Origin of the sequence: Methylobacterium carpenticola (assembly GCF_042748905.1) — a bacterium.
Classification (GTDB): Bacteria; Pseudomonadota; Alphaproteobacteria; order Rhizobiales; family Beijerinckiaceae; genus Methylobacterium; species Methylobacterium carpenticola.
Map to the genome: position 1 here is coordinate 1,857,859 of NZ_JBHZEO010000001.1, position 20,684 is coordinate 1,878,542.

General features: G+C 72.7%; 15 protein-coding genes. 5 read left to right on the plus strand and 10 right to left on the minus strand.

The window, feature by feature from the left end; all coding sequences use genetic code 11:
* Positions 1 to 90 precede the first annotated feature (90 nt).
* The 8 genes from ACE101_RS08960 to pdxR form a co-directional block, all read right to left on the minus strand.
* Positions 91 to 1,017 carry a DMT family transporter gene (locus ACE101_RS08960; protein ID WP_379128118.1) on the minus strand — a complete coding sequence of 309 codons (927 nt, stop codon included), beginning with the start codon at positions 1,015 to 1,017 and terminating at the stop codon, positions 91 to 93.
* A gap of 138 nt (positions 1,018 to 1,155) precedes the next feature.
* The gene (locus ACE101_RS08965) at positions 1,156 to 1,437 is read right to left on the minus strand and encodes a hypothetical protein (protein ID WP_379128120.1); all 282 of its coding nucleotides are present in this window, start codon (positions 1,435 to 1,437) and stop codon (positions 1,156 to 1,158) included.
* Between the two features lie 68 nt (positions 1,438 to 1,505).
* Positions 1,506 to 3,389 carry a CHASE2 domain-containing protein gene (locus ACE101_RS08970; protein ID WP_379128122.1) on the minus strand — a complete coding sequence of 628 codons (1,884 nt, stop codon included), beginning with the start codon at positions 3,387 to 3,389 and terminating at the stop codon, positions 1,506 to 1,508.
* A 9-nt stretch (positions 3,390 to 3,398) separates the two neighbouring features.
* The gene (locus ACE101_RS08975) at positions 3,399 to 3,902 is read right to left on the minus strand and encodes a FecR domain-containing protein (protein ID WP_379138564.1); all 504 of its coding nucleotides are present in this window, start codon (positions 3,900 to 3,902) and stop codon (positions 3,399 to 3,401) included.
* Positions 3,903 to 4,159: 257 nt separating this feature from the next.
* Positions 4,160 to 5,818 (minus strand): FAD-dependent oxidoreductase, encoded by a 1,659-nt coding sequence (locus ACE101_RS08980; protein ID WP_379128124.1) that lies wholly within the window; start codon positions 5,816 to 5,818, stop codon positions 4,160 to 4,162.
* A 44-nt stretch (positions 5,819 to 5,862) separates the two neighbouring features.
* Positions 5,863 to 6,849: a cytochrome d ubiquinol oxidase subunit II gene (gene cydB / locus ACE101_RS08985; protein WP_379138567.1), complete on the minus strand. Its 987-nt coding sequence runs from the start codon at positions 6,847 to 6,849 to the stop codon at positions 5,863 to 5,865.
* 2 nt (positions 6,850 to 6,851) lie between these two features.
* Entirely contained in the window at positions 6,852 to 8,264 is a 1,413-nt protein-coding gene (locus ACE101_RS08990; protein ID WP_379128127.1) for a cytochrome ubiquinol oxidase subunit I, read from the minus strand.
* Between the two features lie 296 nt (positions 8,265 to 8,560).
* On the minus strand, positions 8,561 to 9,994 hold the full coding sequence (gene pdxR, locus ACE101_RS08995) for a MocR-like pyridoxine biosynthesis transcription factor PdxR (RefSeq protein WP_379128129.1): 1,434 nt from the start codon (positions 9,992 to 9,994) through the stop codon (positions 8,561 to 8,563).
* A gap of 75 nt (positions 9,995 to 10,069) precedes the next feature.
* On the opposite strand from pdxR, the gene ACE101_RS09000 reads away from it, so the two are divergent.
* The 3 genes from ACE101_RS09000 to gabD all read left to right on the plus strand — a co-directional run bounded on the left by ACE101_RS09000 (position 10,070) and on the right by gabD (position 14,024).
* Positions 10,070 to 10,693 (plus strand): FMN-binding negative transcriptional regulator, encoded by a 624-nt coding sequence (locus ACE101_RS09000; protein WP_379128131.1) that lies wholly within the window; start codon positions 10,070 to 10,072, stop codon positions 10,691 to 10,693.
* A 149-nt stretch (positions 10,694 to 10,842) separates the two neighbouring features.
* Positions 10,843 to 12,546 (plus strand): acetolactate synthase large subunit, encoded by a 1,704-nt coding sequence (locus ACE101_RS09005; protein ID WP_379128133.1) that lies wholly within the window; start codon positions 10,843 to 10,845, stop codon positions 12,544 to 12,546.
* The gene (gene gabD, locus ACE101_RS09010; RefSeq protein ID WP_379128136.1) at positions 12,543 to 14,024 is read left to right on the plus strand and encodes an NADP-dependent succinate-semialdehyde dehydrogenase; all 1,482 of its coding nucleotides are present in this window, start codon (positions 12,543 to 12,545) and stop codon (positions 14,022 to 14,024) included. Before ACE101_RS09005 ends, gabD begins: the two co-directional genes overlap by 4 nt.
* Before the next feature lie 289 nt (positions 14,025 to 14,313).
* Here the strand turns inward: gabD and ACE101_RS09015 are convergent, their stop codons facing one another.
* Positions 14,314 to 15,270 (minus strand): hydroxymethylglutaryl-CoA lyase, encoded by a 957-nt coding sequence (locus ACE101_RS09015; protein ID WP_379128139.1) that lies wholly within the window; start codon positions 15,268 to 15,270, stop codon positions 14,314 to 14,316.
* A complete protein-coding gene (locus ACE101_RS09020; protein ID WP_379128142.1) occupies positions 15,267 to 16,460 on the minus strand; it encodes a CaiB/BaiF CoA transferase family protein in 1,194 nt (397 codons plus the stop codon). The genes ACE101_RS09015 and ACE101_RS09020 overlap by 4 nt, the downstream gene beginning before the upstream one ends.
* Before the next feature lie 410 nt (positions 16,461 to 16,870).
* Here ACE101_RS09020 and ACE101_RS09025 point away from each other — a divergent pair, with 410 nt between their 5' ends.
* Positions 16,871 to 17,131 (plus strand): PepSY domain-containing protein, encoded by a 261-nt coding sequence (locus ACE101_RS09025; RefSeq protein WP_379128145.1) that lies wholly within the window; start codon positions 16,871 to 16,873, stop codon positions 17,129 to 17,131.
* An 85-nt stretch (positions 17,132 to 17,216) separates the two neighbouring features.
* Positions 17,217 to 20,558, plus strand: coding sequence for a molybdopterin-dependent oxidoreductase (locus ACE101_RS09030; protein WP_379128148.1), 3,342 nt, complete (start codon positions 17,217 to 17,219; stop codon positions 20,556 to 20,558).
* The last annotated feature ends 126 nt before the right edge of the window (positions 20,559 to 20,684 follow it).

Sequence of the window (20,684 nt, forward strand, 5' to 3'; positions counted from 1 at the left end):
CGGCCGGAATAGTCGGGCGCGTCCGGTTCCGGGAGCGACGCCGGCTCAAACCCGCCCTGCAGCCGACGCCGCCTCAGGGTTGCCGGCGCCTCAGGCCGCACCCGGCTCGCCCGGCCGGGCGGGGCGGCGCTCGTGGGAGAGCAGGGAGAGGCCCGAGGCCGCCACCACCGCGCCGCCGATCAGGGTCCAGCGGTCGGGCAGGTCGCCGAAGACGACGAATCCGAGGAGGATGGCCCAGAGCAGATGCGCATAGGCGAAGGGCGCCAGGGTCGAGGCCGGAGCACGCCGGTGGGCCAGGATCAACAGCCAGTGCCCGAAGGCGCCGAAGAAGCCGATCGTCCCGATTCCGAGCCACAGCCAGGGATCGGACGGCGTCTCCCAGACGAAGGGCAGGACCGGGAGCATCAGCAGGGAGCCGACAAGGCTGGTGTACAGCATCGTCGTCTCGGGCGGGTCGTGGCTGGCGAGGAGCCGCGTCACCGCGATGTAGAGGCCGTTGACGCAGGCCGTCACCACGGCGAGGCCGGCGGCCGGATGCATGCCGCCGAGGCCGGGACGGCTGACGATGAGGACGCCGCAGAACCCCACGAGCACCGCCGCCGCGCGGCGCCAGCCGACCGTCTCGCCGAGCAGGGGCCCGGCGATCAGCGCCACCACCAGCGGGGAGGCGAAGGTGATCGAGGTCACCTGCGCCAGCGGCAGGTAGCGCAGGGCGACGACGGTGCAGAGCGTCGCGATGACGAGGCAGAGCGAGCGCAGCACCTGGAGCAGCGGCCGGCGGGTCCGCAGCAGCCCGGCATCGGCCCGCGGCGCGAGCACGGCCGCGACCACGACGAGACTGCCGACATAGCGGATCGCCACGATCAGGGGCGGGTCCATCACGCGGTTGAGGAATTTGGCCGACGTGTCGATGCAGGCGAAGCCCGCGACGGCGCCGATCATCAAGGCAATCCCGATCAGCGTGTTCCGCTGGCCCGTCCCGCGCATCCCTGGCTCCCGGCTGCCGACGATGCGCATCTAAGCAGAATTGCGGGAGACGATACGGTTCGGCTTCCTGTTTCCCATCGGGTCCGCAGGCCGGACCGGTGATCGCTTCGGCGGCCGCTCCGACCGGTGAGGACCGGAGCGGCCGTCCAAGCGGGTTCGCGCAACCCGTCAGGGATAGTAGCAGAAGCGCGGATGGCCCCATCCGTAGCCGCACCAGTCGGGATACCCGCCGAAGCGGACGAACCGATGGTGGCCATGGTGGTGGAAGCCGCCGTGGAAACCGCCACGGTGGAACCCACCGCCATGGAAGCCGCCCCCGTGGAAGCCCCCGCCGTGGAAACCGCCTCCGCGGAATCCTCCCCCGCCGAAGCCGCGGGCTTCCGCGGAGCCGGCCAGCGAGACGATGGCGACGCCGGCGACGATGGCCGCACTGAGAACCGATCTGATCATTGCCTGCTCCTGTCTGTTCGAGGCAGGGTCAGGATGAAGGCTCGGGAGCGCGGCTTCTGTGATGCCCATCACACTCGGCCGGCCGTGGTCCGGGCCCAGCGATAGGCCACGGTGAGCGTCCGCGCCCGGCCCCGGATCGTCACCACGCGGCGTCCCTCGAAGCCGGCGGCGGCCACCGCCGGCTCGCCCGCCGCGCGGAGGAGATCCTCGCTGACGGTCAGCGCCGCGCCGAGCGTCTTGCCGACCTCCATCAGGCGGCTCGCGGTGTTCACGCTGTCGCCCGTGGCGGTGATGTGCTGGTGCTCCGCCGAGCCGAGGCGCGACACGACGATCTCCCCGTGATGCACGCCCACCCGCAGGTCGATCCCGTGCGCGCGCCCCGCCGATCCGGCGAGCCAGCTCCGGACGGCCGGGATGAGGGCGAGCGCCGCGGCGAGGGCGTGCCGCGCGTCGTCCGCTCCGGGTTCGGCCAGGCCGAACACGCACATCGCGCCGTCGCCCATGAAGCTCATGACGAGACCGTCGTGGCGGCCGATGCGGTCCTCGACGAGGGCGTGGAAGTCCTTGAGGAACGCCTGGGTCGCGCGCGCGCCGAGCCGCTCGCTCAGGCCGGTGAAGCCGGACAGGTCGAGGAACAGGATCGCCGCGTCCTGCACCAGCGGCTCGGCGAGGAACTGCGGCTCGTGCGCGATGCGCGCGGCCAGGCGCGGCGGGTGGAAGGCGCGCAGCGCCCGCTCCGCCCGGGCCAGGGCCCGCGCGTCGCGCCGGTCGAGGAGGAGCCGGCCGCCGAGGCCGAACGCGACGACCGGCGCCAGAGCCGCGAGCGGGAGGGCGGCCGCGAACCAGTAGCCGGCCGCGAAGGCCGCCGTGGTCGCCGCGAGCCAGCCCGCGGCCGCCAGGACGATCAGGCCCGCGGCGAGAGCGGGCGGCGTCAGCACCAGGAGCAGCAGGGCCGCGCCGAGGCCGAACCCGGCCACCACGCCCGCATCGAGACGCCGGACGGCAGCATCGCGCATGAGGCCGTCGCCGGCGGTGAGATGGGCGAGGCCGGTCGCGAGCACCTCGACCCCGGGCAGGATGGGATCGTACGGGGTGGCGAAGGTGTCCGCCGCCCCGGGCGCGGTGGCACCGACGAGGACGATGCACCCGCTCAGCGCCTGCGGGTCGGTCTCGTTCCGGAGCAGGGCGGCGGCGCTGACGGTGCGCAGGCTCCCGCGCGGGCCGTAGAAGCGCAGCGGCAGGCTGAAACCGAGATCGAGCCGTGAGGTCACCGTCCCGACCGTGAGGGTCTGCGCGTCGAGCACGGGCTCGCCCCCGGCGGCCCTGGCGGCGAGGCGCAGCACCAGGGCGGGCAGCAGCGTGCCGCCATCGGCGATCAGCAGGGGCAGGTGGCGCGGCGTGCCGTTGCGGTCGCTCGCGACGTTGACGAGGCCGAAGCCCGTGCCGGACCCGAAACGGTCGAGCGGCCGCAGCACGCGTTCGGCGACGGGGATGCCGGCCGGCCCCTCCCGTGCGGGCTCCTCGCGCGCGGCCTGGGACGGAACGCGCGCGAACACGGCCGCCCCCGCCAGCACCGTCCCGGTCTCGCGCAGGGCCGCTTCGAGCACGGCATCGGCCTCCTCCCGCCCCCGGTCGAGGAGGAGAACGTCGAGGCCGATCGCGCGCGGATGCTGCCCGGCGATCGCCCGCACGAGGCGCGCGAGCTCGGCGCGCGGCAGCGGATAGGTCCCGGCCTCGCGGATCGCCTCGTCGTCGAGCGCCACGACGACGACGTCCCGGGGCGCCGGCCGGGGCCCGACGAGCAGGAAGCGCGCGTCGAGGAGAGGGACCTCGAGGCGGTCGAACACGACCTCGCGGCCGTCGAGATGCCAGGCCGCCAGGAGACCGGACCAGAGGGCCGCCAGCCCCAGCAGCAGACCGGTATGGACCGCCCTCGCCGTGAGCGACGGCATCCGCACGCGTCAGCGGCCGAAGCGGGCCAGGAGCGCCGCCGCGCGGGCCGGCGCCCAGCGCACGACCCTGAGCGGCCCCGTGCCGCGCTTCACGTCGACGCCGTCGCCCTCCGCGAGCAGCACCGCCGGGCCGCCGGGCCGGCGCACCGCGACGCGTCCCCGCTCGACGAAGACGGAGGTCTGCCCGGCCGAGACATCGACCGCCCAGATCGTCCCGCGCACGGCGGCGATCGCGTGCGGCGTCAGAACCTGGAATCCGCCCTGGCCGGGCGGCAGCGCGATCAGCGCGCCCTTGGCCCTGAGCCTGGCGCCCTCGGGCCGCCCGTCCCGGTTGCGGTCGATCAGGCCGAGCGCGGTCCCCGGCTCGGTGCGGATCGTGAGCCCGCCGCCGCAGGTCAGCACCTGCCCGGGCGGGTCGGACCGGGCCTCGATCGTGCATCCGGCGGTCTGCGCCCCGGCCGGTGCCGCGAGGCCGGCCGTGAGCGCCGCGGCCAAGGCCAATCGGACGCGCATCGGCCGGCCGCGCGCCACGGCCCGCAGCACCCCGCGGCCGAGACCGGCGAAGACGGGATCGGCGGCCAAGAGCCTCGCGGGTTGCACGGGTTCGGACATCGCGGCACCTCCGGCCTCGGCGTAGGCATGCACCCGCAACGGCGTCTGTGATCCAGGACACATCCCGGGAGCGATCCTGCCGGGAGCGATCCTGCCGGGAGCGATCCTGCCCGCGACGATTACCGCTCCGTCCATCGCGCCGCGCCTCGCCGCTGCCCTCACGCGACGCCGGGATGCAGGAAGCCGTGGATCGCCTGGACGACCACCGAGCCTTCCCCGACGCCCGAGGCGACCCGCTTCACCGATCCGGCCCGCACGTCGCCCACCGCGTAGACGCCCGCCGTCGTGGTGGCGAAGGGCGACGAGAGGGCCTGCCCCGCCGCGTCGCGGCCCGTCGTCACGAAGCCCTTCGGGTCGAGCGGCAGGCAGCCGGACAGCCATTCCGTGTTCGGCGCCGCCCCGATCATCACGAACAGGGCGCCGATCTCCCGGGTCTCGGCCGTGCCGGTCCGGCCGTCGCGCCAGGAGACCGTGCGCAGGAAGGTGTCGCCGTCGAGCCCCGTCACCTCGGTGAAGGGATGCACGGTGATCCGCGCCGCCGTCGTGATCCGCTGCACGAGGTAGTCCGACATCGTGGCCGCCAAGCCCGGTCCGCGCACCAGGATGTGGACGTGGCGGGCCGTGGCGGAGAGGAACATCGCCGCCTGCCCGGCGGAATTGCCGCCGCCCACCACGACGACCTCCTGGCTCTCGCAGAGCTGCGCCTCCATGCCGGTGGCGGCGTAGTAGATGCCCTGGCCCTCGAACCGGTCGTAATGCGCGACGTCGAGCTTGCGGTAGCGCGCGCCCGTGGCCACCACCACGACGCGCGCCCGCACCGTGCGGCCGTCCTCCAGGGCGACGCCGAACGGCCGCTCCCGGCAATCGAGCCCGCAGGCCGCCCGGGAGATGGCCAGATGGGCGCCGAACTTCTGCGCCTGCGCCTGGGCGCGTCCGGCGAGCGCCTGACCCGAGATGCCGGTCGGGAAGCCGAGATAGTTCTCGATCTTGGAGGAGGTGCCGGCCTGGCCGCCGGGCGCCTCCTGCTCGACCACGATGGTGGAGAGCCCCTCGGAGGCGGCATAGACCGCGGCGGCGAGCCCCGCCGGCCCCGCCCCCACCACGGCGACGTCGAACACACGATCCGCATCCAGGGGCTCGGTGAGGCCGATGCGGTCCGCCAGCTCCCAGTTCGACGGGTTGCGCAGGATCACCGGACCCGGCGCGACCACCGCCGGCAGGTCGTCCGCGCCGAGGCCGAAGCGGCGCATCGTCTCGTCCGCGTCCGGATCGAGGTCGGTGTCGACGACCCGGTGCGGATAGGCGTTGCGGGTCATGAAGCGTTGCAGGCGCAGCGTGTCCGCGCCGTGGCTGCTCCCCACCAGCGTGACCCCGCCGTGCCTGTGGCGGAGAAAGCCCACGCGGCGCAGGATGAAGGCGCGCATGACGATCTCGGACAGGTCGGGCTCGGCGGCCAGCAGGCGGCGGAAATCGGCTCTCGCGATCCGGACCACCCGGGTGTCCCGGCAGGCCTGACTGCTCACCAGGGATTCGCGGCCGTTGAGGAAGTTGGTCTCGCCCGTGAACTGTCCGGCGCGGTGGACCGTGAAGACGTGGCGCTCGCCCTCCGGCCCCTCGTCGAAGGTCTCCACCTCGCCGTCGAGGACGACGAAGAAATCGGCGCCGCGGTCGCCCCGGCGGTAGAGGAACCGGCCGGCCGGGATGGTCTCCTCGGCTCCGTAGGCGCGGATGCGCGCGATCACCGCGGCGTCGAGGTGCGGGAAGGTCTGGGCTTCGCGCTGGTAGGGGTCGGTCGGGTCGAGGGCGGACGGGACCATGCACGGCTCCTCGGGACGGCGGTATGGCTCACGGTGCGGACGGCTCACGGATACTCGCCGTCCGCCCGCACCTTGCCGCGGAAGATGAAGTAGACCGCGCCCGTATAGGCGAGGGTGAGGGGCAGCACGAACACGCCCGCGCCCCAGAACAGGAAGCGCAGGGACGTCTCGGGAGCGGCGGCCGCCGCGATCGTGACCGTGAACGGCACGATGTAGGGCAGGAACGAGACCGCGAGCGTCGCGAAGGCCGCGGCGAAGATGGCCGCCCCGGCGGGAAACAGCAGCCGCTCGTCGCCGCGGCGCAGGCCCAGCGCCATCACCGCGAAGGCGAGGAGCCCGATCAGCGGAAACAGGACGAGGACCGGCCGCTCGACCCAGCGCCGGAGCACGGGCAGGTCGAGGATGGCCGCATGCGCGAAGACGGCGACGAGGAAGACGACCAGCGCCGCCATCAGTCCGGGCAGCACCCTCAGGCTGAAGCGGCGGATGTCGGGCGCCCCCTTGCCGGCGAGCCAGCAGGCGCCGATCAGCGCGTAGCCGATGCAGAGGCCGAAGCCGCACAGGAGCGCGAAGGGCGAGGCCCAGGCGAAGGGGCCGCCCGCATAGCGCCCGTTCTCGACCGCGAGCCCCTCGACGACGGCGCCGACCGCGGTGCCCTGGATGAAGCCGGCCGCGTAGGAACCCGCGACGAAGCCCGCGTCCCAGAGCGGCCGCAGCCGTCCACCCTTGTCGCGGAACTCGAACGCCACCCCGCGCAGGATCAGGCCGGCCAGCATCACGAGGAGCGGCAGGTAGAAGGCCGAGAGCAGGAGCGCGTAGACGAGGGGGAAGGCCCCGAACAGGATCGCGGCGGCGACCACGAGCCAGGTCTCGTTGCCGTCCCAGACCGGGGCGATCGCCGCCAGCATCTGCCGCCGGCCGGCCTCGCCCGGCGCGAAGGGGAACAGCATGCCGACCCCGAGGTCGAAGCCGTCGAGCAGGACGTAGAGGAGGATCGCGAGGGCGAGCGCCCCGGCCCAGAAATCCACCAGGGTCATTCGCCGGCCTCCAGGGTTGCGGGCGCGCCGGGGCTCGATCCGGAGAGGGACAGCGGGCGCTTCGGGTTGGTGGCGTGGCCCGCCGGATCGGGGGCCGGGTTCGGCCCGGCCCGGAGCTGGCGGTAGATGTAGAAGGTGCCGAAGCTGAAGATCAGCGCGTAGACGGCCGCGAACACCGCGAGGCTGGTGGCGACCTGGGGCGAGGTCAGCAGGGGCGTGACCGCATCGGCGGTGCGCAGCTGCCCGTAGACCACCCAGGGCTGCCGGCCCACCTCCGCGGTGAACCAGCCGGTGAGGGTGGCGACGAAGCCGAGCGGGAAGGACAGGAACGTCGCCCACAGGAACAGGCGGGCCTGTCCGAGGCGCGCGCCCAGGCTCAGCCACGCGCCGGCCCAGGCGATCCCCAGCATCAGGAGGCCGCAGCCGACCATCACCCGGAAGGCGAGGAACGGGATGAGGACCGGCGGGCGCTGATCGGGCGGGAAGCTCTTGAGGCCGACCTCCTTCGAGGTCAGGCTCATCGAGCCGATGAGGCTGCCGAGATAGGGGATCGCCACCGCGAATCGGTTCGCCTCCGCGGCCTCGTCCGGCCACGCGATCAGGATCTCGGAGGCCGGCTGCTCGTCCTCCCAGCGCCCCTCGATGGCGGCGAACTTCGCCGGCTGCTTGTCGTGGACGTAGTCGCCGACGAGGTGGCCGAAGCCGATCTGGAGCGGCACCAGGATCGCGGCGAGGCGCAGCGCCATGGCGAGCATCACCCGGCCCTCGTCGGCGCCGTTTCCGCGCAGCATGTACCACGCCCCGGTGGCCGCGACGCAGAAGGCGGAGGTGACGTAGGCGGCGAGGATCATGTGCGGGAAGCGCACCCACACGACCTCGTTCATCACGATGGCCCACCAATCCACCGGGACGAAGACGCCGTCCTCACCCATCGCGAAGCCGGTCGGCCACTGCATCCAGGTGTTGTTGACCAGGATCCAGAACGCCGAGAGGCTGGTGCCGAGCGTCACCATCAGGCAGGCGACGAAGTACACGGCGCGCGGGACCCGGTCGCGGCCGAACATCAGCACGCCGAAGAAGGCCGCTTCGAGGGCGAAGGCCGTGAAGCTCTCGTAGCCGAGGAGCGGGCCCTGGATCGGCCCGGTGCGGCGCGACAGCTCGCTCCAGTTGGTGCCGAACTGAAACGCCATCACGATCCCCGAGACCACCCCGAGGCCGAAGGCGACCGCGAAGATCCTGAGCCAGAAATCGGACAGGCGGCGGTAGATGGGCCGGCCGGTGACCAGCCCGCAGCCCTCCAGGAAGGTGAGCCACGCCGCCAGGCCGATCGTGAAGGCCGGGAAGATGATGTGGAACGAGATCGTGAAGGCGAACTGGATGCGCGACAGCATCAGCGGCGAGACGTCCATGGCCCGGCCTTTCGCTGGAAGAGGGGAGGGGCGGCGTCCCGCCGGTTCGTCATCGCGCCGCGGCGGACCGGGCCGTCATGCGCCGCCCCATCCGCCGGAGCCTTGAGGCGGATCGCGCGGTTTTGATGATCGCGCCGGCCCGGTTTCCTGTCGGCATCGTCTCGCTCCCGCTCAGCATCGGGTCCGCCGGATGGCAGCCGGACCGGATCTACGTCACGGGCGGGCGAGGGACTTGAAGGATCGCGCCGGGACTTGGACGAATCCTCGGCCGTGGCTCCGGCAGGGGGCTCGCGCGGTCAGGGAGCGGGGAACCCTGCGAGCATCTGCCCGAGAACCTGGACGCCCCTCCGGATGGCGCCGGCGTCGAGGCCCGCATAGCCGAGCACCAGGCCGGCCATCGGCGGGCGGGGGCCGGCCGGGTCGTAGAGCGGCGCGATCGGGTAGGTTCCGACGCCCGCCGCCCGGGCGGCGGCGATGACGGCGCCCTCCCGGCCGGCCGCCACGCGGTCGAGCCACGCGACGAGATGCAGGCCCGCCTCGGCCCCCGCGACCGTGACCGCGCCGGCGCAATCCGCCGCGAGCGCCGCCAGCAGCGCCGCGCGGCGCTCGCCGTTCCGCCGCCGCGTGGTGCGGACGTGCCTTTCGTAGGCGCCGCTCGCCAGGAGATCGGCCAGGGCCTCCTGCTCCGGCAGGGAGGTGTGACGGTCGGTCAGGCGCTTCGCCTCGGCGAAGGGCCGGCAGAAGGCCTCCGGGACCACGAGGTAGCCGAGCCGCAGGGTCGGCGAGAGGGTCTTCGAGACCGTGCCGACATAGATCACCTGCTCCGGCCCGAGGGTCTGGAGCGGCGGGATCGGCGCGATGTCGTAGCGGTACTCGCCATCGTAATCGTCCTCGATCACGGTGGCGCCGGTCCGCGCCGCCCAGGCGAGGAGCGCCCGGCGCCGCGACGCCGACAGGACGCTCCCGAGCGGGAACTGATGCGAGGGCGTGACGTAGGCGAGCCGCGCATCGGGCAGGGCATCCACCCGCATCCCCTCGCCGTCGACCGGCGTGGGGACGGCCTCGCCGCCCGCCGCCAGCAAGGCGCGCCGCGCCAGGGCGTAGCCGGGATTCTCGATGACGAAGCGGTCGCCGGGATCGAGGAGCAGCCGCGCGCACAGGTCGAGCCCCTGCTGCGAGCCGTTCACGACGACGATCTGGTCCGGGCCGCAGCGGATGCCGCGCGCCCGCCACAGGTAGCCCTGGAGGGCGAGGCGCAGCGCCGAGGCGCCCTGCGGCTCGCCGTAGCGCAGCCGCCCCGACCGCCGCAGGCTCGCCGCCCCGATCGCCCGGCGCCACGCGAGCGCGGGGAAATCCGCCGCACTGAGATCGCCGTAGCGGAAATCAGCGATCCGGCCCGGCTCCTCGCCCGTGCCGGCGGGCAGGTCGAGGATGCGCCGGCCGAAGGCCGAGAGGCGGGGCGGGGCCGCCGCCGCGGCGGGCGCCTGCGGCGCCGGGTCCCGGATGCCCGCGGCGACGATCGCGCGCGCGCCCTGGTGCGTCTCCAGGTAGCCCTCGGCGATGAGCTGCCCGTAGGCGGCTGTCACGGTGGTGCGCGACACGCCCCATTCCGCCGCGAGGGCCCGCGTCGAGGGCAGGCGGTCGCCCGGCCCGTAGGCGCCGTCGTGGATCTGCGCCTTGATCGACGCCACGATGCGCCGCGTGATCCCCTCCTGCGCCAACTGGTCCATCGCGATCGCCCGGAACTGGTCATTCCCGCAGGGCCAGAGTGCGGGCATCGATGGCGGCGCACAAGGAGAGACGCCGTGTACACGCCGCCCGCCTTCAAGGACGAGGACACCGCCCGCATCCGCGCGACGATGCGCGAGGCGCGGCTGGCGACCCTCGTCACCGCGACGCAGGACGGCCCCTTCGCCACCCCGCTCCCCCTGTTCCTCGACGAGAGCGAGGGCGAGCACGGCGTCCTCTACGGGCACCTCGCCAAGGCGAACCCGCACTGGCGCGCCGCGCCCTTCGGCGAGAGCCTCGCCATCTTCATGGGGCCCGACGCCTACGTGACGCCGAGCTGGTACGCGACCAAGGCGGAGACCGGGAAGGTCGTGCCGACCTGGAACTACGTCGCCGTGCACGCCCACGGGCCGGTCGAGTTCTTCCACGACGCCGACCGGCTCCTCGAGGTGGTCACGCGGCTGACGGACCGGCACGAGCGGCCGCGAGCGGCCCCCTGGGCGGTGAGCGACGCACCACCCGACTTCGTCGCGGCGCAGCTGCGCGGCATCGTCGGCCTGCGCCTGCCGATCACCCGCCTCGACGCCAAGCGGAAGATGAGCCAGAATCGGACCCTGACCGACCGTCAGGGCGTCGCCGCCGGCCTGTCGCGGAGCGAGCGCGCCACGGACCGCACCGTGGCCACCCTCATCCCGGAATAGGGCGGAGCGCCTCGACATCGCGGATCCGGCCCCTAGAAATGATCATCCGAGCGCCTGAGCAACAGGCCCGGCCGGTCCGGCGACACGGCGAGCCTCCCGATGGGCTGCCCCTGCCTTCGCTTCCGGCGCGACACGGGGAGGATGGTCTCATGCAGAAGGGATCCGACCTTCTGGTCCAGGCGCTCGAGAACGAAGGCGTCGAGCGGATCTTCGGCATCCCGGGCGAGGAGAATCTCGACGTCGTCGAGAGCCTGCGCACCTCCCGCATCGAACTCGTGCTCACGCGCCACGAGCAGGCCGCCGCCTTCATGGCCGCCACCCACGGGCGCCTCACCGGCCGGCCGGGCGTCTGCCTCTCCACCCTCGGGCCCGGCGCCCTCAACTTCACCACCGGGGCGGCCTACGCCCATCTCGGCGCCATGCCGATGCTGATGATCACCGGCCAGAAGCCGATCCTCAGCGCCCGCCAAGCCCGGTTCCAGATCGTCGACATCATCGGGACGATGCGCCCGCTCACCAAGATGACCCGCCAGATCGTCTCGGCGGCCTCGATCCCGACGCTGGTGCGCGACGCCTTCCGGGTCGCCACCGAGGAACGTCCCGGCCCGGTCCATCTCGAACTGCCCGAGGACATCGCGGCCGAGATGGCCGACGTCGCCCTGGTGCCCTCGCACCCGATCGATCGGCCGGTGGCCGCCCCCGCCGCCATCGAGCGCGCCGCCGCGCTGATCCTGGCCGCGAAGCGCCCGCTGATCATGATCGGCGCGGCGGGCAACCGGCCGCGGCTGGTCGAGCCGCTCTCCGCCTTCGTGCGGCGGACCCGAATCCCGTTCTTCAACACGCAGATGGGCAAGGGCGCGGTCACGGGCGGCTCGAAATTCTATCTCGGCACCGCCGCCCTGTCCGAGCGCGACTACGTCCATCAGGCGATCGACAAGGCGGACCTGATCATCTCGATCGGCCACGACACGGTGGAGAAGCCCCCCTTCCTGATGGGACAGGTCGCGGGCGGCCCCAAGGTCATCCACATCGGCTACGTGTCGGCGAGCGTCGAGCAGGTCTTCCACCCGGATGCCGAGGTGGTGGGGGATATCGGCGCCACCGTGACGGCACTCGCCGACCGCCTCGGCGGCCGGCTCGATCCCGATCCCGGCCTGCTCGACCTGCGCCGCACGATCCTGGAGCACGTCAACGCGCGGTCCGACGCGGAGACCTTCCCGGTGACGCCGCAGCGCCTCGTCGCCGACGTGCGGGCGGTGATGCCGGAGGACGGCATCGTCTGCCTCGACAACGGCATGTACAAGATCTGGTTCGCCCGCAACTACCGCACGCATGTGGCGAACACGCTGCTGCTCGACAACGCGCTCGCGACGATGGGCGCGGGCCTGCCCTCCGCCATGACGGCCAAGCTGCTCAACCCCGGCCGGCGCGTGCTGGCGGTGTGCGGCGACGGCGGCTTCATGATGAACTCGCAGGAGCTGGAGACCGCGGTCCGGCTCGGCCTCGATCTCGTGGTGGTGATCCTGGAGGATTCGGCCTACGGCATGATCCGCTGGAAGCAGGCGGTGGACGCCTTCCCGGATTACGGTATGACCTTTGGTAACCCGGATTTCGTCGCCTATGCCAAGTCCTACGGCGCCAGCGGGCACCGGATCGGCGCGGTGGCGGATCTGGTCCCGACCCTGGAAGCCGCCTTCGCGGCGGGCGGGGTCCATCTGGTGGCCGTCCCGATCGACTATTCCGAGAACACCCGCGTCCTCATCGAAGAGCTTCAGCACGGGATCGGCGGTCCCGAGCCCACCGAACAGCCCGCGTCCCTGGCGCGGCGCGACAGCCCTGGAGACATCCCATGACCGTGATGACCGTTGAGGATCGCTCGCTCTCCCTGCGCCGGACCGATCTCCTGCGCCAGCAGGCCTATATCGACGGGGCCTTCGTGGATGCCGATGGCGGCGGGACCATCGCGGTCGACAACCCGGCGACGGGCCGCACCCTCGGCACGGTCCCGAAGATGGGCGCCGCCGAGACCGAGCGCGCCATCGCGGCCGCCGAGGCGGCGCTCCCCGGCTGGCGGGCGCGCACCGCGAAGGAGCGCGCCGGCATCCTGCGCCGCTGGTTCACCCTGATCATGGAGAACCAGGAGGATCTCGCGGCGATCATGACCGCCGAGCAGGGCAAGCCGCTCGCCGAGAGCCGCGGCGAGATCGCCTATGCGGCCTCCTTCATCGAGTGGTTCGGCGAGGAGGCCAAGCGCGTCTACGGCGACGTGATCCCCGGCCACGGCCCCGACAAGCGCATCGTCGTCCTCAAGCAGCCGATCGGCGTCTGCGCGGCGATCACGCCCTGGAACTTCCCGGCCGCGATGATCACCCGCAAGGCGGGCCCGGCCCTCGCCGCCGGCTGCACCATGGTGCTCAAGCCCGCGAGCCAGACGCCGTTCTCGGCGCTCGCGCTCTGCGTGCTCGCCGAGGAGGCCGGGATCCCGAAGGGCGTGCTCTCCTGCGTCACCGGCTCGGCCCAGGCGATCGGCGGGGCGATGACCGGCAGCCCGATCGTGCGCAAGCTCTCCTTCACGGGCTCGACCGAGATCGGCCGCGAACTGCTCGCGCAATGCGCCCGGACCGTCAAGAAGACCTCGATGGAACTCGGCGGGAACGCGCCCTTCATCGTCTTCGACGACGCGGACCTCGATCTGGCGGTGAAGGGCGCGATCGCCTCGAAATACCGCAACGCCGGCCAGACCTGCGTCTGCGCCAACCGCATCCTGGTGCAGGACGGGGTCTACGACGCCTTCGCGGAGCGCCTCGCCCGGGCCGTGCAGGCCATGGCGGTGGGCGACGGCTTCGCGGAGGGCACGGTGATCGGCCCGCTGATCGACGCCAAGGCGGTGGCCAAGGTCGAGGAGCACGTCTCCGACGCGGTCGAGAACGGCGCGCGCATCGTCACGGGCGGGCGGCGTCACGCCCTCGGCGGCCACTTCTACGAGCCGACGGTGCTCGCCGACACGACGCCGGCCATGAAGATCTTCCGGGAGGAGACGTTCGGGCCGGTGGCGCCGCTGTTCCGCTTCAAGACCGAGGCGGAGGCGGTGGCGCTCGCCAACGACACCGAGTTCGGGCTGGCCTCCTACTTCTACGGGCGCGACATCGGGCGCGTGTGGCGGGTGGCCGAGGCGCTCGAATACGGCATCGTCGGCATCAACGAGGGGATCATCTCGACCGAGGTGGCGCCCTTCGGCGGCATCAAGGAGAGCGGGCTCGGCCGGGAGGGCTCCCTCTACGGCATCGATGATTATCTGGAGATCAAATATCTCTGCATGGGCGGCATCTGAGCGCTCGCCCTGGCGCGGATCTCCCTCGGCATCATTCGCCGAAAGGGTCACCGGTTCGGCGGCGAATATGATGTGATACGGTTTCCGGACGATCACTTTCGGAAACCGTATCACGAGCCCGCGCGGCGCCTGAGCGAGGCCGGTTTCCGCATCGCGAAGCGATCATCCGGAAACCGTATGAAACCAAGGATCCAAGCAGAATCGCCATGCAATTCTGCTTGGAAGATCCGGATGTGCCCCGCGTCGATCGCTGACGATCCGCGGCCGGGGGGGCGGGTTGCGGGCGCGCTCAGGCCGCCCGGGGCGGGGCGTGCAGCTGGCAGGGCCGCCCGGCCTTCGCGACCTGCCCGGGCACGTCGTGGCCGATGAGGGCCGGCAGGCCGCGCGAGAGGCCGATCAGGGCGTCGAGGTCGAGCCCCGTCCCGATCCCCATCTCGTGGCACATGTTGACCAAGTCCTCGGTGCAGATGTTGCCCGTCGCGCCGGGGGCGAAGGGGCAGCCGCCGAGGCCGCCGAGGGCGGCGTCGAAGCGCAGGGCGCCCGCGTCGCGGGCCGCGAGCACGTTGGCGAGGCCGAGGCCGCGGGTGTTGTGGAAGTGCAGGGTCAGCCGCCCGGCCGGCACGCGGGCGAGGGCCCGCGTCACCAGGGCATGGACCTGGCGCGGATTGGCCATCCCGGTCGTGTCGGCGAGGGTGACGCCCTCGATGCCGAGGGCGAGGTAGCGCTCCACGAGGGCGAGGACGCGCTCGGGGGCCTGGGCGCCCTCGAAGGGGCAGCCGAAGGCCGTCGCCACGGTGGCGTTGAGGCTCGCCCGGGTGCCGCGCGCGGCCTCGACGATCCGGGCGAAGCCGTCGAGCGAGGCGTCGCAGGTCTGGCCCATATTGGCGCGGTTGTGCGTCTCGCTCACCGACATGACGAGGTTGAGCTCGTCCGCCTCGGCGGCGAGCGCCCGCTCGGCCCCCTTCAGGTTGGGCACCAGCGCCACGTAGACCGTGCCGGGCCGCCGGGTGATCCGCGCCAGCACCTCGGCCGCGTCGCGCAGGGCCGGCACCGCCTTCGGCGAGACGAAGGAGGTCGCCTCGATGCGGGTGAACCCGGCCCGCGCGAGGGCGTCGATCAGCGCGACCTTGTCGGCGGTCTCGATGAAGCGGGGTTCGATCTGGAAGCCGTCGCGCGGAGCGACCTCCTGGACGATCAGCCGGTCGGGGACGCTCATGGTGGGCGCGCTCATGGTAGGCGTGCTCATGCCACCGCTCCCGCCTTGCGCAGGGCGGCGATCGCCGCGGCGTCGAATCCGAGGTCTTCGAGCACCGCATCGGTGTGTGCGCCGAGCGCCGGCCCGGACCAGCGCACCTCCCCGGGCGTCTCCGAGAGCTTCGGCACGATGCCCGGCATCTTCACCGGCGTGCCGTCCGGCAGGTCGGCGGTGAGGATCATGTCGCGGGCCGCGTAGTGCGGATCGGCCACGATGTCGGCGACCGAGTAGATGCGCCCGGCTGGCACCTCGGCGGCGTCGAGCACCGCCAGGACCTCCGCGACGCTCCGGCCCCGCGACCAGTCCGCGATCACCGCGTCGAGCATGGCGGCCCTGGCGCTGCGGCCCTCGTTGGTGCGCAGGTCCGGATCGGCGGCGAGGTCGGGCCGGCCGATCGCGGTCATCAGGCGGCGGAAGATCGGGTCGCTGTTGCCGGCGATGACGACGTAGCCGCCGTCGCCGGTCGGATAGGTGTTCGACGGCGTGATGCCGGGGAGCGCGCCGCCGGTGCGCGTGCGGACCTCGCCCAGGAGGTCGTATTCCGGCACGAGGCTCTCCATCACGTTGAACACGCTCTCGACCAGCGAGACGTCGACCACCTGGCCGCGGCCCTGGCCGGTCTTCACCCGCAGCACCGCCATCAGGGCGCCGATGACGCCGTGCAGCGAGGCGAGCGTGTCGCCGATGCTGACGCCGACGCGGGCGGGCGGGTGGTCGGGATCGCCCGTCGTGTAGCGGATGCCGCCCATCGCCTCGCCGATCGCGCCGAAGCCCGGCCGGTCGCGGTAGGGGCCGGTCTGGCCGTAGCCCGAGATGCGGACCATCACGAGGTTCGGGTTGACCGCCGAGAGCTGCTCCCAGCCGAGGCCGAGCTTCTCCAGCCCGCCCGGCCGGAAGTTCTCGATCACCACGTCGGCGCTCGCGGCGAGCGCCTTCACGATGGCCGCGCCGTCCGGGCTCTTCAGGTTGACGGCGATCGACTTCTTGTTGCGGGATTGCAGGTACCACCAGAGCGAGGTGCCCTTGTGGAGCTTGCGCCACTTGCGCAGCGGGTCGCCGTCCTCGGGCGTCTCGACCTTGATCACCTCCGCGCCGAACTCCGCCATCATCCGCGCGGCGAAGGGGGCGGCGATCAGCTGGCCGAGTTCGAGCACACGGATTCCGTCCAGCGGCCCGGGCATGAGCGTCTCCTCGTATTACGTGGTTGATCGTTCCATACACGAGGACGCCGGAGCCGATCCAACCGTCTTTCGATCAGCACCCTTCGCGAGAGGAGAACGCTTCATACGGTTTCCGGATGATCGCTTCGCGATGCGGAAACCGGCCTCGCTCAGGCGCCGCGCGGGCTCCTGATACGGTTTCCGAAGGTGATCTTCCGGAAACCGTATCACTCCCCCTGCGCGAGATGGTCACGAACAGGCGCAGCGTCGTCAGGTCGAGCCGGCGCAGAAGATTCGGTGAGAGCATCGCCTGTCCGAAGGCCCGGCCCCGCGCGAGCGCGTCCTCTGGACCCGCGCCCGGCGCGACACAAGTATGAGCCGGCTAATCATGCGTGGTCCGCAACACAGGCTCGCGGCCGGAGGAGATCCCCATGCGACGCGTCCTCATCCCCCTCGTCCTCGCCGCGGCCGGCCCGTTCGTCGGCGTCGCGCTCGCGGATACGCCCCTCCCGCCCGAGCAGCACGCCAAGGTCGAGGCCCTGCTCCGGCAGCAGGGCTTCACGACCTGGAAGGAGATCGAGCTCGACGACGGCATGATCGAGGTCGAGGATGCGGTCGATGCCAGCGGAAAGAAGGTCGACCTGAAGCTCGATCCCGCGACCCTCGAGATCAAGAGCCGCAAGACCGATTAGCCTCCGGCTCCGTGAGGGCCGCACGGCGCCCGGCCTGCATCCTTCGCCGAAGGATGCAGAAACAGGAAGCTGAGCAGGATGGCCCATGCAATTCTGCTTGGGCGAGGTCGCAATGCCATCAATCGAGAAGCCCGGCTTCTGCACGCTCTGCCGGTCGCGCTGCGGGACGATCTCCGTCATCGAGAACGACCGGCTGGTGTCCGTGCGTCCGAACCCCGCGCATCCGACCGGCCGGGCGATGTGCCCGAAGGGGCGCGCCGCGCCGGAGATCGCCCATTCGGCCCGCCGCCTGACGACGCCCCTGCGCCGGAGCACCCCCAAGGGGGCCGAGGATCCCGGCTTCGTGCCGATCTCCTGGGACGAGGCGCTCGCCGAGATCGCCGACAAGCTCGGCCGCTACCGGGCCGAGACCGGACCGGAATCGGTCGCCTTCGCCGTGACCTCGGGTGCGTCCTCCTCGATCTCCGACAGCGTGGACTGGATCCAGCGCCTCATCCGCGGATTCGGCAGTCCGAACACCGTCTACTCGACCGAGATCTGCAACTGGCACAAGGACTACGCCCACGTCTTCACCTTCGGCTGCGCGCTGCCGATGGCGGATTACCGCAATGCCGACCTGATCCTGCTGTGGGGCCACAACCCTGCCAATGTCTGGCTCGCCCAGGCCGAGGCGATCGGGGCGGCGCGGGCCCGCGGCGCGCGGCTCGCCGTGATCGATCCCCGGCGCGCGGGCTCGGCCCGCGACGCGGATCTCTGGCTGCGCATCCGCCCGGGCACGGATGCGGCGCTGGCCCTCGGCCTCGCCCGCTGGCTCATCGCCGAATCCGCCTACGACGCCGACTTCGTGCGGCACTGGACCAACGCGGCCTACCTGGTGCGCGACGATACCGGCCTGTTCCTGCGCCCCGGCGACCTCGGGGCGGAAGGCGAGGGCTTCCTCGTCCGGGATGCGCGCACGGGGCAGGCCGTCCCGGCGGCGACCGGGCTCGCCGGGGCCCTGCTCGAAGGCCGCGTCACGGTGGCCGGGCGCGACGGCCCGATCGCCTGCCGGACCGCCTTCGACCATTACGCCGAGGCGGCGCGGCCCTACGATCCGGCCACCGTCGCGCACATCACCGGCATTCCGGCCGCCGAGGTCGAGCACCTCGCCCGCGCGATCGCGACGGCCAAGTCCGTCTGCTACCACGGCTGGACGGGCATCGGGCAGCACACGAACGCGGCGCAGACCGAGCGGGCGATCGCCACGCTCTACGCCCTCACCGGCCATTTCGACGCCCCCGGCGGCAATGTCCGCATGCCGGCCCTGCCGGTGCCCGCCCTGCACGCGATCACGATGATCCCGCCCGAGACGCGCGCGCGGGCGCTGGGCCTCGCCGAGCGCCCGATCGGCCCGCCGGCCGAGGGCTGGATCACCTCCACCGACTTCTACGATGCGGCGCTCACCGGCCGTCCCTACCGGGTGCGGGCCCTCGTCGCCTTCGGCTCGAACCTGCTCGTCTCGCATCCGGCGCCGGAGCGCGGCCGCGCGGCCCTGCAGGCGCTCGACTTCCAGGTCCATTGCGACCTGTTCCTCAACCCGACGGCGGAGATGGCGGACATCGTCCTGCCGGTCTGCGGCCCCTGGGAGCACGAGGCGCTCCGGATCGGATTCGACGTCTCCCCGGAGGCGCAGGAACTGGTCCAGCTGCGCCCGCCGATGATCCCGCGCCGGGGCGAGGCGCGCTCGGACCTCTGGATCGTCTTCCAGCTCGCCCGCCGCCTCGGCCTCGGCGATCTGTTCTTCGACAGCGACATCGAGAAGGGCTTCTCGCATCTGCTCGCCCCGCTCGGCCTCGATCTCGCGACCCTGCGGGCCCATCCCGAGGGCGTGCGCGTGGCCCTCGCCCACGCGCACCACAAGTATCGCCGGACGGGTTTCGCCACGCAGACCGGCAAGGCGGAACTCTATTCCGAGCTGCTCCACCGCCACGGCTACCCGCCGGTGCCGCGCCACGCGCCGCCGGCAGACGCGCCGGGCCCGTCCTTCCCGCTGACCCTGTTCTCGGCGAATAACGGCTATTTCTGCCACAGCCAGCATCGCGGCATCACCCAGCTGCGCCGCCGCCGCGAGGAGCCGCTGGCGGAGATCCATCCCGCGCTCGCGCGCCGCAAGGGCATCGCCGCGGGGGATTGGATGCTCATCCGCACCCGCCACGGGCGGATCCGCATGCGCGCCGCACTGAACGAGGCGCTCGCCGAGGACGTGGTCGCCAGCGATTACGGCTGGTGGCAGCCCGCCCCGGATCTCGGCCTGCCGGGCTACCGTCCGGGGCCCGGCGCGGCGATCGGCTCGGGCTTCAACGCCATCATCGCCGAGCGTGAGCGGGACCCGCTGAGCGGCTCGCTCGCCCTGCGCTCCTCCGCCTGCGACGTGGAGCGGCTGGGCGCGGCCGGCTGGGAGGGCTGGCGCTCCTTCGTCGTGACCGAGCGGCGGGAGGAGGGGAGGGAGGCCGTCGCGCTCACCCTCGCGCCCGAGGACGGCGCGCCGCTGCCGGCCTTCCGGCCGGGCCAGTCGATCGGCCTGCGCCTGGGGGACGCGGTGCGCTCCTACTCCCTGACCGGTCCCGCCACGGCGGCGGACACCTACCGGATCGCCGTCCGGACGATCGCGGGCGGCCGCGTCTCCGGCGCGGTGCGGCGCGAGCTGGTGCCCGGCGCGGTCGTCGCGCTCCAGGCGCCGCGGGGCCGTTTCGTCCTGCCGCTCCGCAACGAGTTCCCGGTGGTGCTGATCGCCGGCGGCATCGGGATCACGCCCTTCCTCTCCTATCTCGAGACGCTGGAGGGCCGCCCCGGCGAGCCGGAGGTCACGCTCCATCACGGCTGCCGCGACGGCGACCACCAGCCCTTCCGGGAGATGCTGGAGCGGCTGCGCCGGCGCCTGCCGAACCTGACCGTGGTGACGCATCTGAGCCGGCCCGGGCCCGGCGACCGCTTCGACCGGCGCGGCCGGTTCGGCATCGCGGATCTCGCGCCGGACCTGGTGGCGCGCCGCGCCCGGTTCTACCTGTGCGCCGGCGAGGCGATGATGGCGGAGGTGACGGCCGCCCTGCGCGCGGCGGGCGTGCCGCCCTTCGAGATCTTCACCGAGCGCTTCCGCTCGCCCCCGCCGCCGATGGCGGACGACCTCGCCCCCCGCCGGGTGGTCTTCGCCCGCTCGGGCCGGACGCTCACCTGGCGGCCCGGCGGGGACCCGCCCGGGATCCTCGCCGCCGCCGAGCGGGCGGGCGTGCCGCTCCCGAGCGGCTGCCGGGTCGGCCAGTGCGAGAGCTGCGCCGTTCCCGTGAAGGCGGGGCTGGTCCGCCATCTCGTTGCTTGCGACGACCTCGACGAGGGGCAGTGCCTCACCTGCCAGGCGGTCCCGCTGACCGATCTCGTCCTCGACGCCTGAGCGGGAGGAGGTTCCTGCTCCTCCGGTCGGGCAGACCCCGATAGGATGCCGGCACGGTCCGCATCGCGGCGGAGCGCATTCCGCGCGGGTGGCCCGTCCGGCCTCCCGAAGCGTCGCATGCGTCCA